Here is a 13,396-nt window from a genome sequence, read left to right on the forward strand (position 1 = left end):
ACGTCGGCCACAGCCGCCTTCCGGTAACACGGGGTTCACACAAGAGCAACGGTCGGGAAATCGCCGGTTGCCACGCTTGCGCTCATCACCACGGCACCGCAGCACCCGCACGTTCTGCGCCGTACCGAACGTTTTAAGGATGAGGCCCCGTGACCTTCAAGGCTGAGTACATCTGGATCGACGGCACCGCCCCGACCGCGAAGCTCCGCTCGAAGACGAAGATCCTCGCGGACGACGCGCAGGGCGCCGAGCTGCCGCTGTGGGGCTTCGACGGCTCCAGCACGAACCAGGCCACGGGTCACGCCTCGGACCGCGTCCTCAAGCCGGTCTACACCTGCCCGGACCCGATCCGCGGCGGCGCCGACCTCCTCGTCCTGTGCGAGGTCCTCAACACGGACATGACCCCGCACGAGTCCAACACCCGCGCCGAACTGGCCGAGGTCGCCGGGCGGTTCGCCGCGCAGGAGCCGATCTTCGGCATCGAGCAGGAGTACACCTTCTTCGAGGGCGACCGGCCGCTCGGCTTCCCCGTCGGCGGCTTCCCCGCCGCGCAGGGCGGCTACTACTGCGGCGTCGGCTCGGACGAGATCTTCGGCCGTGACGTCGTCGAGGCGCACCTGGAGCACTGTCTGACGGCCGGGCTCGGCATCTCCGGCATCAACGCCGAGGTCATGCCCGGCCAGTGGGAGTTCCAGGTCGGCCCGCTCGCCCCGCTGGAGGTCTCCGACCAGCTGTGGATCGCCCGCTGGCTGCTCTACCGCACCGCCGAGGACTTCAAGGTCTCCGCGACCCTCGACCCCAAGCCGGTCAAGGGCGACTGGAACGGCGCGGGCGCGCACACCAACTTCTCCACCAAGGCGATGCGCGAGGGCTACGCCCCGATCATCACCGCCTGCGAGTCCCTCGGCGAGGGCTCCAAGCCGCTCGACCACGTGAAGAACTACGGCGCGGGCATCGACGACCGCCTCACCGGCCTGCACGAGACCGCCCCGTGGGACGAGTACAAGTACGGCGTCTCCGACCGCGGCGCATCGGTCCGCATCCCGTGGCAGGTCGAGGTGGAGCAGAAGGGCTACATCGAGGACCGCCGCCCGAACGCGAACGTCGACCCGTACGTCGTGACGCGGCTGCTCGTCGACACCTGCTGCACCGCCCTGGAGAAGGCCGGCCAGGTCTGATCCCGCCCAGCACCCAAGGGTCGTCCACCGGTTACGGTGGGCGACCCCGTTCTCATCTGATTCAATGGAGCCATGGGCAGCCACCAGAACACCTCGACAGGTCGTCATGACCTCGAGCCTTTCTGGCCCTCCCGGCAGCATCACGACTTCGACCGGGTGTGTTGCCGCGCGATGAACGCGCGGGCCCTCTAAAGCCGTTCACCCGGCCTTCGCCTGACGCGCACGACGTACGTCTCGTTTCTCGACGACTCCTTCGCGCGAAAGAGCTGATCCCCCATGGCGAACACCCGATCCTTCTCCGCCACCGCCCTCACCCCTCCCCCGGCGCCGGGCCGCGGCCGGCTGCGGGCCGTCGCACCCGACGAGGTGGCCCGGATCCCCGACTTCCTGCCGCCGGGCGCCACCTGGCTGCCCGCCCCGCAGCACACCCTGCCCACCCTGCCCGGCCAGCCGCCGATGGTCGGCTACCTCGTCCTCGTGCCCGCGGGCCAGGAGCCGCCCGCCGCCGACCCCGCCCCGCCCGAGGCGGTGCCCGCCCCCGCCGCCGGTCCCATCAGGATCGACGCCGTGCAGCGCGCCGTCGAGGTCGACGGGCGTCAACTCGACCTCACCTACCTGGAGTTCGAGCTGCTCGCGCACCTCGTCGCGCACCCCCACCGGGTGCACACCCGCGACCAGCTGGTGACCACGGTGTGGGGGTACGGGCACGTGGGCGACGGCCGGACCGTCGACGTGCACGTGGCGCGGCTGCGGCGCAAGCTCGGCGCCGAGCACCGCAGGACCATCCAGACGGTGCGCCGGGTCGGCTACAAGTACGCGCCGGCCACCCCGCGCTGACCCGGCGCCGCGTCCCGGTTCCCCGCTCTGCCGGGAGCAGAACCGCCTTCCCCGGCGCGGTCCGTGCGGGCAGAGTCGCCCGCATGAGACTTCTGATGCTGGGCGGAACCGAATTCGTGGGACGTGCGGTCACCGAGGCGGCCCTCGCCCGGGGCTGGGAGGTGACCGTCTTCCACCGCGGCCACCACGCGGCTCCCGAGGGAGCCGGGGTCGTGCACGGCGACCGCACCACCGAGGACGGCCTCGCCGCGCTCGCCGAGGGCACCTGGGACGCGGTGGTCGACACCTGGTCGGCGGCGCCCCGGGTGGTGCGGGACGCGGCGCGGCTGCTCGCGGACCGCGTCGGGCGGTACGTCTACGTCTCCAGCAGCTCCGTCTACCGCTACCCGGGCGAGGCCGGGTCCGACGAGACCTTCCCGGTGGTGGACGGCGACCCGGACGCGGAGGCGACGGAGTACGCGCAGGACAAGCGGGGCGGTGAGCTGGCCGCGCTGGCCGCGTTCGGGGCCGGGCGGACGGTGCTCGCGCGGCCCGGGCTGATCCTCGGCCCGTACGAGAACATCGGGCGGCTGCCGTGGTGGCTGAACCGGGTCGCGCGCGGCGGCCCCGTGCTCGCCCCCGGGCCGCGGGACCTGGACATCCAGTACGTCGACGTGCGGGACCTCGCCGAGTGGATCCTCGACGCGGTCGCCGCGGGGCTGCACGGACCGTACAACCTGGTCAGTCCGATGGGGCGGTTCACGATGGGCGAGCTGCTCGACGCGTGCGCCGAGGTGGCGGGCGGCCCGGACCTGTCGCTGCGCTGGACGGACCCGCAGGTGGTGCTGGACGCGGGCATCGAGCAGTGGATGGAGCTGCCGGTGTGGCTGGCGCCGGGCGAGGTGCACGACACGATGCACCGGTCGTCCGCGGCGAAGGCCGCCGCCGCGGGCCTCGCCACCCGGCCGGTCGCCGAGACCGTGCGGGACACCTGGGAGTGGCTGCGCTCCATCGGCGGGACGCCGCCGCAGCGGCCGGACCGGCCGGTGGTCGGGCTCGCCCCCGAGAAGGAGGCGAAGGCGCTCGGACTGTGACGCCGGGTGGCCCCGGTGCGGGTGTTCCGCACCGGGGCCGCGTCGTGCCGGTCTCATACATCGGATCCGTACGCCGGGTCCCTACGCCGGAACCGTACGCCGGATCCGTGGGTCAGGTCCGGCGGGCGCTCGTCAACGGGCGCTCGGCACCGGCGGGTTGGGCAGGTCCGGCGTCCGCGGACCGGCGGGCTCCCCCTCGTCGTGGGAGAGCTGCGGGAGCCTGCGCAGGAACCGCGGCGTGTGCCAGTTGCGCTCCCCCAGGAGCGTCATCAGGGACGGCAGCAGGATCATCCGGACCACCGTCGCGTCCAGGAGGACCGCCACGCCGAGGCCCACGCCCATCTGCTGCATGTCCTGCATGGACAGCGTGCCGAAGACCGCGAAGACCGCCACCATGATCACGGCCGCGCCGGTGATCGCGCCCGCCGTGCGCGTGATGCCCTCGCGGATCGCCGAGCGGTTGTCCAGGCCGCGGTCGCGGAACTCGCGGATCCGGGAGACCACGAACACGTGGTAGTCCATGGAGAGTCCGAAGAGGACGACGAGGACGAAGAGCGGCATCCAGTTCTCGATCGCGCCGACCTTCTCCGAGCCGATCAGCTCCGCGCCCCAGCCGTGCTGGAAGACGGCGGTCATGACGCCGTAGGCGGCGCCCACCGACAGCAGGTTCAGCACGATCGACGTCACCGCGATCACCACCGAGCGGAAGCTGAAGAGCATGAGGAGGAAGGTCACCGCGGTGATGAAGGCGAGGACCGGCCCGATGCCCCGGCCCAGCTGATCGCTGAAGTCCTCCGACGAGGCCAGGTCACCGCCCACGTACGCCTCGGCGTCCACCCCGTCGAAGGCCGCGGGCACCGTGTCGTCCCGCAGGGTGTGCAGGGCCTTTTTGGCCTCGGCGTCGGTGCCGTTGCCCGGCAGCGGTACGGCGATCTCGGCGACGCCCGCCGCCTTGTGGACGGTGAGTTCGGCGCCGTCGCCGGCCTTCCGGGTGAGCGCGTCCAGGGCGGACCGCACGGGCTGCGCGCCGATGTCGTCGGCCTTCACGACCACCCGGGCGGGGGCCGGACCGCCGGGGAACTTCTCGGTGATCTTCTTGTACGAGACGGAGAGCGGCGCGTCGGAGCCGAACTGCTTCTCCAGGCCCAGCTGTTCGGTCTTCATGCCGAGCGCGGGGGCGGCGAGGGCGAGCAGCAGCACCGCGGCGCCGACGGCGAAGAACTTCGGGCGGGCCAGGACGGGCTCGAGGAGGGTGCCGGCGAAGCCGCCGCCGGCGTGGGCGCGCTTCTTCGCGCGGCGGCCCAGGAAGGGGATGCGGCCGGCCTCGATCCGGTCGCCGAGCCAGGCGAGGAGCGCCGGCAGGACCGTGACGGAGCCGAGCATCGCCACGCACACCACCAGGATCGTGGCGACGGCGAAGCCCTTGAAGAGGAGCAGCCCGGACAGGAACATGCCCGCCATCGCGACCATCACGGTGAGGCCGGAGACCAGGACGGCGCGTCCACTGGTGGCCGCCGCGATCCGCAGGGCCGTCTCGGCGTCCCGGCCCGCGGCCCGCTCGTCCCGCTCACGGCGCAGATAGAACAGGCAGTAGTCGACACCGACCGCGAGGCCCATCAGGAACATCACGGAGTACGTGGTCTCGAAGAGGTGCAGCTGATGGCTGGCCAGCGAGAGCAGGCCGAAGGCGGCCACGCACGCGGTGAGGGCGAGGCCCACCGGGAGCAGCGCGGCGACCACGGCACCGAAGATGACCAGGAGGATGCCGAGCGCAAGCGGTACCGCGGTGAACTCGGCCGTCTTGAAGTCGTCGGCGAGCAGGTCGGACAGCTGCTTCGCGGAGCTCGCGTCGCCGAACTGGTGGACGGCGATGCCGTGTCGGGCCCCGTCGTCGGACGCCTTCGCCACCGCGTCGAGGACCGGCTGGACCCGGTCGGCGGCGTCCTCGGAGTCCCCCTTGATCTGAAAGCGCAGCAGCGCGTCCTTGCCGTCCTTCGAGGGCAGCGGCGCCTTGAGGCCGCGTACGTCACCGGTCGCGGTCAGCGCCTTCGACAGGTCGGCGGCCGCGTCCCGCCATCCGTCGGGGGTGCGCGCGGTGACCATGACGAGCTCACCGGCCGGCTCGTCGATGTCCGCGTCCGCCAGGATCTTGGTGGCCCGCGCCGAGTCGCCGACCTCCATCTCGTCGTCGGACGCCGTGACCATGCCGGAGCCCCCGCCGATGACCGTGGCGAGGACCACGAAGACCAGCCAGCCGAGGACGGCCGCCTTCCGGTGGTGTGCGCTCCACACACCGAGTCGTGCCGCGAGGTTCCGCCTCATGGCGATCCGCCCCCATCAAGTCTGCGTATGCGTCGGATAAGACGTGTCCCACGCTAGAAATCGCGGGCCGCCCGCCCCAGCCGCCGAGGCCCCCTTCCGGCGAAGCACAGGGCGAGGTGCGGGGGTGTCGTCAGGTACACCTGCGGCCGGGTGCGGAACCCCGTGCCCCGATCCGCCGCCACCAGCAAGAATGGCGGTGTACCGGTCGCGGGGAGCGGACGGAGGAGCAGGACACATCGAGAGGGGCTCAAGGTCATGACCAGACTGCGGAACGCTGTGGTCGCGGGGGCGCGGGGGCTGTATCTGTCCATCGCCTCGCTCGCGGGCTCGATCACCCTCTTCGTGCTGTCCGTGCTGTCGATCGCCTTCATCCTGCTCGGGGTCGGCGTCCTCACCACCCCGGTCGTCCTGACGGCGGTCCGGCACTGGGCGACCCTGCGGCGCGACCAGGCGGGGCGGTGGGCAAACGTGCCGATCCCGGTCCCCTACCGGCCGTTCCCGGCCGACGTGCGCTCGGGCGTCACCGGGCAGGTGGAGCGCTGCTCGCTGATGCTCAAGGACCCGGCGACCTGGCGCGACCTGCAGTGGCTGTTCGTCGACATGATCGGCGGCTTCGTCACCGCGGTCTTCGCCCCGGTGCTGCTGGCCTACTGGGTGTACGGGGTGGTGCTCGCCGTCGGCGTATGGGAGCCGATCTACAACGCCGGCGGCGGCGAGTGGTACGGGTTCATCCACGTCACCTCGCAGTCCACGGCCAACCAGGCCGCCGCGCTCGGCACCGCCCTCCTCGTCCTCGGCGTCTTCGTCAACCCCGCCCTGATCCGCGGCCACTTCCTGCTCGCCCGCACCTTCCTCGCGCCCACCGCGACCATGCGGGAGCGTGAACTGGCGCTGCGCGTAGACCGGTTGACCGAGACCCGGCACGACGCCGTCGACAACTCCGCGGCCGAGCTGCGCCGCATCGAGCGCGATCTGCACGACGGCGCGCAGGCCCGCCTGGTCGCCATGGGCATGGACCTCGGCACCATCGAGGCGCTGGTCGACGCGGACCCGGCCAAGGCCAAGCAGCTGCTCGCGCAGGCCCGGCAGAACTCCGGGGAGGCGCTGACCGAGCTGCGCGACCTGGTCCGCGGCATCCACCCGCCGGTCCTCGCCGAACGGGGCCTCGGCGACGCGGTGAAGGCCCTCGCGCTGCGGCTGCCGATCGCCACGGAGGTCGACGTGGACCTGCCCCGGCGCGTGGCGGCGCCGGTCGAGTCGGCCGCGTACTTCGCCGTCAGCGAGACCCTGACCAACGCCATCAAGCACGCGGGCGCCGACCGCGTCTGGGTGGACGTGCACCACGCGGACGGCATGCTGCGCATCGCGGTCACCGACGACGGCAAGGGCGGCGCGGCGATCGGGGCGGGGTCCGGGCTGAGCGGGGTCGAACGCCGGCTCGGTACATTCGACGGCGTACTGGCCGTCAGCAGCCCCGCGGGCGGTCCGACCATGGTGACCATGGAGATCCCTTGCGAGTTGTCCTAGCCGAAGACCTCTTCCTGCTGCGCGACGGCCTGGTGCGGATGCTGGAGGCGTTCGACTTCGAGATCCTGGCGGCCGTGGAGAGCGGGCCCGAACTGACCAAGGCCCTCGCGGAGTTGCAGCCGGACGTCGCCGTCGTCGACGTCCGGCTTCCGCCGTCCCACACGGACGAGGGCCTGCAGTGCGCGCTCGCCGCCCGCCGGGCCCGCCCCGGGCTGCCCGTCCTGGTCCTCTCCCAGCACGTGGAGCAGCTGTACGCGCGGGAGTTGCTGGCCGACGGCAACGGCGGCGTCGGCTATCTGCTCAAGGACCGGGTCTTCGACGCGGCGCAGTTCATCGACGCGGTACGGCGGGTCGCGGCCGGCGGCACCGCGATGGACCCGCAGGTGATCCAGCAGCTCCTGTCGCGGCACTCCGCCGAACAGCCGCTCGGCGCGCTCACTCCGCGCGAGCGCGAGGTGCTCGAACTCATGGCGCAGGGCCGGTCGAACGCGGCCATCGCGGCGCAGCTGGTCGTCACCGAGCGGGCCATCGCCAAGCACACGTCCAACATCTTCGGCAAGCTCGACCTCGCGGTCTCCGACGACGACAACCGGCGGGTGCTCGCGGTCCTCGCCTATCTGGACCAGGGGCGCTGAACACGCCGGGCCCCTGATGCGTATGTAGCCCCATGGGACGCACTCCACGACGCACCTCACGAAAACGATCGAAACTGGCGCGGCGGACGGCCGCCGCCTCCGCGGCGTTGCTGCTGGGCGGCGGCGCCCTCGTCGCCGTGAACGTCTACGCGAACGCCGAGGAGGGCACGGACCGGCCGCCTCCGCAGAACGCCGCGCAGCAGGTGTCCACCATCAGCTGTCCGGACGTCGTCAACCAGCTCCCCGAGGTGCCGAAGACGGCGCGCGGGGAGGTGGACCGCGGGCTCGCCGAGCTGGACACCCAGATCACCCGGGCGTACACCCGGTTCGGCCGGGTCCGGGACAAGGAATCCGTCCTGCCCCCGCTGGAGGAGCAGCGGCGGGGGACCATCGGCCGGATCGGCGACGCGCTGGAGCGGGCCGGGGAGCGGCCCGGGACCATCGACAGCATGGCGCCGTGCACCTTGCGCGCCGACGACCAGCAGCCCGGCCAGGAGCAAGGGCAGGAGCAGGGGGAAGGGCAGGACCAAGGCCAGGGGCAGGGGCAGGGCCAGGGGCAGGGGCAGGGGCAAGGACAGGATCAGGGCCGGAACGGCAACGGTCCCGAGGCCGGTGACTTCGTCGACATCAAGTCCGTCCGGCCCAACGTGACCCGGCCCCGCGACGGCCGGAACGCCTCGCGCGGCACCTTCACCACGAGCTGCGGACGCAACGAGAACGGCAAGTTCAACCCGGACAACGTCATCGCCGCCCCCGGCGTGAGCAACGGCGCCCACCACATGCACGACTACGTGGGCAACCAGGCGACGGACGCCTTCTCCGGCGACGACGACCTCGCGAACGGCCGGACCACCTGCCGCAACCAGGGCGACAAGTCGACGTACTACTGGCCCGTCCTTCGGCTGCAGAACGGCCGGGACGAGAACGACGCCCAGGCCGACGGCGGCGGCAAGGACCAGAACGTCGGCGAGATCCAGACACCGGCCTCGGTCACGCTGAAGTTCGCCGGGAACCCGGTGGGCAAGGTCTCCGCGATGCCGCGCTTCCTGCGCATCATCACCGGCGACGCCAAGGCCTTCACCAACGGCGACGCCAACGCCAACGCCTCGTGGAGCTGCACCGGGTTCGAGAACCGGCAGCTGAAGGACAAGTACCCGATCTGTCCCGCGGGCAGCAAGGTCGTACGGACGTTCCGCTTCCAGAGCTGCTGGGACGGCCGGAACACCGACAGCGCCAACCACCGCACCCACGTCGCCTTCGCCGACCCCCGCTCCGGCGCCTGCCCGCGCGGCTTCCGCGCCATCCCCCAGCTCGTGCAGCGCATCGTGTACGACGTGCCGCCGGGCCCCGGCTTCGCCGTCGACTCCTTCCCCGAGCAGCTGCACAAGCCCGTCACCGACCACGGCGACTTCATCAACGTCTTCGACGAGCGCCTGATGCGGCGCGTCGCGAAGTGTGTGAACTCCGGACAGCGCTGCACCTGACGCGGCACCTGGCCCTGCGCCCGTTCATCCCATGCGGTGACCGTGGTGGCCGCCGTGCCTCCCCGCGGCGTCCACCACGGTCCCGCCGAGCCGGCCGCGCAGCGCCGCGATGTCGGCGGCCCCGCCGACCGCCACCCAGCGGCCGCCGACGAGATACGTACCCCCGTAGTCGTTCGCCTCGTCGAGCCATTCGGCCTGGCCACGCGCGTTTGTAAAGGTTACGAGGACATAGCGCCGGGCACCGTTCTCACAGGTGGCCTGGCGCAGTTCGGCCGCGTCCGTCTGGATGTCGGCCCTGCAGTGCGCCTCGGCCGCCAGCTGCTCCAGGCTGCCGCTCGCCGTGTCCGGCGCGCCGCCACCCCCCGAGCCGCACCCCGTCACCAGCATCAGCAGACCTCCCACCGCCATGCCCGAAAGCACGCTCCGTGCCGCCCTCATCGCCCCACCAGCCTCTCGCTGCGACTCGAACACGCCATCTCCCTCACATCCGTTGAGCACGGGGTGCCGCACGGATACCGTGCGCCGCAGCCTTCACCTCAGGGGGTACACATGTCCGAACTGTCCCGACGTTCCGTGCTCGGCACCGCCAGCGCCCTCACCCTCGGCGCCGCCGTCGGCGGGGCCGCGCTGCCGGCCCATGCCGCCGACGGCCCCACCGCTCCCGCGGAGCCCGCCAAGGGCCCCGCCCTCGATACGGATTCCGCGCGCTCGGCGCTCAACAGACTCCTGCCGCATCACGCGGAGCAGATCCGGCTCAGACTCGTCCCCGCACGGGGCGCCGAGGACCGCTTCCGCGTCACCGGCACGGCCGGGCGGATCCAGGTGTCCGGCACGACGCCCGCGGTCCTGCTCACCGGCGTCCACTGGTACCTCAAGTACGTGTGCGGGACCCATATCGCCTGGAACGGCAGCCAGTTGAACCTGCCGGCCCGGCTGCCCGCGCCGTCGCGGCCGTTGGAGCGGCGCACCTCGCTCCCGCACCGGTTCGCGCTGAACGACACGAACGACGGGTACACCGCGCCGTACGCCGACTGGGCCTACTGGGAGCGGATGATCGACGTGCTCGCGGTGCACGGCTGCAACGAGGTGATGGTGATCGCGGGCGCGGAGGCCGTGTACCACCGGGTGCTGCGGGAGTTCGGCTACTCCGACGCGGAGGCCCGTTCCTGGCTGCCCGCCCCCTCGCACCAGCCCTGGTGGCTGCTGCAGAACCTCTCCGACTACGGCGGCCCGCTCTCCCACGAACTCCTCGCCGAGCGCGTGGAGTTGGGGCAGCGGATCGTGCGCAGGCTGCGCGAGCTCGGCATCGCCCCGGTCTTCCCCGGCTACTACGGGAGCGTGCCCGACGGGTTCGTCGAGCGCAACGGCGGCGACGCGAAGGTGGTGCCGCAGGGCGTCTGGCACGGGTTCCCGCGGCCGGACTGGCTCGACCCGCGCACCACGGCCTTCAAAGAGGTCGCCGCCTCCTTCTACCGGCACCAGAAGGACCTCTTCGGGGCCGCCGCCCACTTCAAGATGGACCTGCTGCACGAGGGCGGAACGGCCGGCGACGTGCCCGTGCCGGACGCCGCGCGGGGCGTGGAGGCCGCCCTGCAGGCGGCACATCCCGGAGCCACCTGGGTGATTCTCGGCTGGGAGGCCAATCCGCTTCCCGCGCTGCTGGACGCCGTCGACCGCGAGCGGATGCTGATCGTCGACGGCGTCTCGGACCGGTTCGCGAGCGTCACGGACCGGGAGAAGGACTGGGGCGGCACCCCGTACGCGTTCGGGACCATCCCCAACTTCGGCGGGCGCACCACCATCGGGGCGCGCACCCACATCTGGAACGAGAAGTTCTTCGCCTGGCGCGACAAGGCGGGCAGCGCGCTGACCGGCACGGCCTTCCTGCCGGAGGCCACCGACCGGGACCCCGCCGCCTTCGAGCTCTTCTCGGAACTGGCCTGGACGCGGGGCCCGGTGGACCGGGCGGAGTGGTTCTCCTCGTACGCCGACTTCCGCTACGGCAGCCCGGACCACGGCGCAAGGGCCGCCTGGCGGGCGCTGAACGACACCGCCTACCAGCACACCGCCGTCGAGCGCAGCGACCCGCACGACTCGCTCTTCGCCGCCCGGCCCGACCTCGCGGCCGCCCGCGCCGCCGAGTACGCGCCGCGCGCCCTCACCTACGACCCGGGCCGCTTCGACGCCGCGCTCGCCGGGCTGCTCGGGGTGGCGGGCAAGCTGCGGGGCAGCGCCGCCTACCGCTACGACCTGGTGGACGTCGCCCGGCAGGCCCTCGCCCACCGCAGCCGGCAGCTCCTGCCGCAGCTGCGGACGGCGTACGCCCGCAAGGACCGGGAGACCTTCGACACGCTGGCGAAGCTGTGGCTGCGCCTGATGCGGCTCGCGGACGACGTGACGGGCACCGACCCGGCGTTCCTGCTCGGGCCGTACGTCGAGGCCGCCCGGCGGATGGGGACGAGCGCCGCCGAGAGCGCCGAGTTCGAGCGGACCGCCAAGGTGCTCATCACCGTCTGGGGCGACCGCGCCACGTCCGACGCGGGGAAGCTGCACGACTACGCCAACCGCGAATGGCACGGCCTGCTGGCCGACTTCTACGTGCCCCGCTGGCAGAAGTGGCTCGACGAGCTGTCCGACGCGCTGGCCGCGGAGCGGGCGCCGAAGGCCGTCGACTGGTTCGCGTTCGAGGAGCCGTGGACGCGGGAGCGCAAGGACTATCCGCTGCGCCCGGTCGGCTCGGCGCACCGGACGGCGGCGCGGGTACGGGACGTCCTGGCCCGCGCGCCCTACCAGGGCACCCTGACGGTCACCGCGGATCCTTCCACCGTCCCGCCGGGCGGCACCGCCCGTCTGGAGGCCGTCTTCCGCAACGTCAACGGGCTGCGCGCCACCGGCCGCGTCGACTTCTCGTTGACCGGCCTCGACGCGGAGCCCACCGGCCCCGTCTCGCTGCCGAGGGTGGCGCCGGCGGGGACGGGCAAGGTGGCGTGGCGGGCCACGACACCCGAGGCCCCGCTCGACCGGCCGCTGCGGCCGCTGCCGTACGAGATCGCCGTCACGTACGGCCCCGCCGGGGAGCCGCGGGTGCGGACCGTCCACGACGGGACCCTCTTCGAGGCGGGCCCGGTGAGCGGCGGCTGGAAGAAGCACAGCAACAACTCCGCGGTCTTCGGGGAGCTGGACGGGCGGTACGCGATCAACGGTGCCGGCGCCGACCTGTGGAAGGGCACGACGGAGTTCGGGGCGCTGTACCGGGAGGGCGCGCTGCGGGACGGAGTCTCGGTGACGGTGCGGGTGGACGCCCAGGCCGTGACCGGGCCGTGGGCGCGGGCGGGCCTCATCAGCCGCGCGGCGCTGGGCACACCGGGCTCCCGCGGGTTCGTGGACCTCGCCGTGACGCCGGCCAACGGGGTCGTGCTGTCGTACGACACGAACGGCGACGGCACCCTGGACACGTACCAGCGGCTCACCGGGATCAAGGCGCCGGTGCTGCTGCGGCTCTCGCGCGCGGGCGACTCCTTCACCGGGGCGTGCTCCACGGACGACGGGCGGACGTGGCGGACGGTGGCGTCGGTGCGGGTGGCCGGGGCGGTGGCCGCGCAGGACGTGGGGCTCTTCATGAGCGCGACGAACGGGGGTGACGGGGGCCGCGGGACGGTGGAGTTCAGCGGATGGGACGTGGCGTAGGGCCCGGGCGCGCGGAGGTGGGCCCGGGTGCGCGGAGGTGGGCCGGAACCGACGGTTCCGGCCTGCCCCCGGCCCGGCGGACACCGAAGTCCTCGACCGCGCACCGAAATGCGGGTGACGTACGAGGAGGGGGGTGCCAGAGTGGCGGCATGGATGACGACTGGGAGAAGCGGCTCGCGGCGGCGTGGGACACCCTGGATGCGTACGGCGAGGAGAACGCCGGCGAGTTCCGCGCGCTGATCGACGGGCTGGCCGCCGAGCTGCCCGCCAAAGACCCGGTCGCCCCCTTCGAGCGGGCCTGCGCCTTCGACTCCACGGGCCACTCCGACCGTGCCGTCCCCCTCTACCGGGAGGCGCTGGAGCGCGGCATCGAGGGGCTCCGCAGGCGGCGGGCCCTCGTCCAGCTGGCCAGCTCGCTGCGGAACACCGGCCGCGCCGAGGAGGGCGTCGCCCTGCTCACGCCCGAACTGGACGCGCCGTCCGACGCGTTGGACGACGCCGTGCGTGCCTGCCTGGCACTGTGTCTCGCGAACCTCGGGCGCGAGCGGGAAGGGCTCGCCCTGGTGCTCGGCGCCCTCGCGCCCCACCTGCCGCGCTACCAGCGGTCGATGGCCAACTACGCCCGCCTGCTCGTGGCGGACGCCCCGGCCTGA

Annotated in this window: 10 protein-coding genes; 8 read left to right on the plus strand and 2 right to left on the minus strand. The window is 72.7% G+C overall.

The window, feature by feature from the left end; translation table 11 throughout:
• The first annotated feature begins 149 nt into the window (after positions 1 to 149).
• The 3 genes from glnII to ACFYO9_RS13685 all read left to right on the plus strand — a co-directional run bounded on the left by glnII (position 150) and on the right by ACFYO9_RS13685 (position 3,088).
• Complete coding sequence (glnII, locus tag ACFYO9_RS13675) at positions 150 to 1,178, plus strand: glutamine synthetase (protein ID WP_355817638.1); 1,029 nt, start codon at positions 150 to 152, stop codon at positions 1,176 to 1,178.
• Between the two features lie 276 nt (positions 1,179 to 1,454).
• Complete coding sequence (locus tag ACFYO9_RS13680) at positions 1,455 to 2,015, plus strand: winged helix-turn-helix domain-containing protein (protein ID WP_355817636.1); 561 nt, start codon at positions 1,455 to 1,457, stop codon at positions 2,013 to 2,015.
• Between the two features lie 83 nt (positions 2,016 to 2,098).
• Positions 2,099 to 3,088 (plus strand): NAD-dependent epimerase/dehydratase family protein, encoded by a 990-nt coding sequence (locus ACFYO9_RS13685; protein WP_358772969.1) that lies wholly within the window; start codon positions 2,099 to 2,101, stop codon positions 3,086 to 3,088.
• Between the two features lie 132 nt (positions 3,089 to 3,220).
• On the opposite strand, the gene ACFYO9_RS13690 is transcribed toward ACFYO9_RS13685, so the two are convergent.
• A complete protein-coding gene (locus ACFYO9_RS13690; RefSeq protein WP_358772971.1) occupies positions 3,221 to 5,410 on the minus strand; it encodes an MMPL family transporter in 2,190 nt (729 codons plus the stop codon).
• A gap of 255 nt (positions 5,411 to 5,665) precedes the next feature.
• Between ACFYO9_RS13690 and ACFYO9_RS13695 the strand changes: the two genes are divergently transcribed.
• Genes ACFYO9_RS13695 through ACFYO9_RS13705 form a run of 3 tightly spaced genes read left to right on the plus strand, consistent with a single transcriptional unit; the run spans position 5,666 to position 9,056 of the window.
• Complete coding sequence (locus tag ACFYO9_RS13695) at positions 5,666 to 6,937, plus strand: sensor domain-containing protein (protein ID WP_358772973.1); 1,272 nt, start codon at positions 5,666 to 5,668, stop codon at positions 6,935 to 6,937.
• Complete coding sequence (locus ACFYO9_RS13700; protein ID WP_355817627.1) at positions 6,922 to 7,572, plus strand: response regulator transcription factor; 651 nt, start codon at positions 6,922 to 6,924, stop codon at positions 7,570 to 7,572. Before ACFYO9_RS13695 ends, ACFYO9_RS13700 begins: the two co-directional genes overlap by 16 nt.
• 32 nt (positions 7,573 to 7,604) lie before the next feature.
• Positions 7,605 to 9,056 (plus strand): DUF1996 domain-containing protein, encoded by a 1,452-nt coding sequence (locus ACFYO9_RS13705; RefSeq protein WP_358772974.1) that lies wholly within the window; start codon positions 7,605 to 7,607, stop codon positions 9,054 to 9,056.
• Positions 9,057 to 9,080: 24 nt separating this feature from the next.
• Here the strand turns inward: ACFYO9_RS13705 and ACFYO9_RS13710 are convergent, their stop codons facing one another.
• Positions 9,081 to 9,464, minus strand: coding sequence for a hypothetical protein (locus tag ACFYO9_RS13710; RefSeq protein WP_355817621.1), 384 nt, complete (start codon positions 9,462 to 9,464; stop codon positions 9,081 to 9,083).
• A 141-nt stretch (positions 9,465 to 9,605) separates the two neighbouring features.
• Between ACFYO9_RS13710 and ACFYO9_RS13715 the strand changes: the two genes are divergently transcribed.
• Together ACFYO9_RS13715 and ACFYO9_RS13720 are read left to right on the plus strand one after the other, a co-directional pair.
• Complete coding sequence (locus ACFYO9_RS13715; RefSeq protein ID WP_358772976.1) at positions 9,606 to 12,743, plus strand: alpha-N-acetylglucosaminidase; 3,138 nt, start codon at positions 9,606 to 9,608, stop codon at positions 12,741 to 12,743.
• 149 nt (positions 12,744 to 12,892) lie between these two features.
• Positions 12,893 to 13,396: a tetratricopeptide repeat protein gene (locus tag ACFYO9_RS13720; protein ID WP_358772978.1), complete on the plus strand. Its 504-nt coding sequence runs from the start codon at positions 12,893 to 12,895 to the stop codon at positions 13,394 to 13,396.

The sequence above is a fragment of the Streptomyces sp. NPDC005863 genome (assembly GCF_042871345.1).
Taxonomy (GTDB): domain Bacteria; phylum Actinomycetota; class Actinomycetes; order Streptomycetales; family Streptomycetaceae; genus Streptomyces.

What these genes read in the sequence shown, in the direction of transcription:
- ACFYO9_RS13720 (WP_358772978.1), top strand. Translation starts at nt 12,893, where the DNA reads ATGGATGACGACTGGGAGAAGCGGCTCGCGGCGGCGTGGGACACCCTG.
- ACFYO9_RS13705 (WP_358772974.1), top strand. Translation starts at nt 7,605, where the DNA reads ATGGGACGCACTCCACGACGCACCTCACGAAAACGATCGAAACTGGCG.
- ACFYO9_RS13690 (WP_358772971.1), bottom strand. Translation starts at nt 5,410, where the DNA reads ATGAGGCGGAACCTCGCGGCACGACTCGGTGTGTGGAGCGCACACCAC.
- ACFYO9_RS13715 (WP_358772976.1), top strand. Translation starts at nt 9,606, where the DNA reads ATGTCCGAACTGTCCCGACGTTCCGTGCTCGGCACCGCCAGCGCCCTC.
- ACFYO9_RS13710 (WP_355817621.1), bottom strand. Translation starts at nt 9,464, where the DNA reads ATGGCGGTGGGAGGTCTGCTGATGCTGGTGACGGGGTGCGGCTCGGGG.
- ACFYO9_RS13695 (WP_358772973.1), top strand. Translation starts at nt 5,666, where the DNA reads ATGACCAGACTGCGGAACGCTGTGGTCGCGGGGGCGCGGGGGCTGTAT.
- ACFYO9_RS13680 (WP_355817636.1), top strand. Translation starts at nt 1,455, where the DNA reads ATGGCGAACACCCGATCCTTCTCCGCCACCGCCCTCACCCCTCCCCCG.
- ACFYO9_RS13685 (WP_358772969.1), top strand. Translation starts at nt 2,099, where the DNA reads ATGAGACTTCTGATGCTGGGCGGAACCGAATTCGTGGGACGTGCGGTC.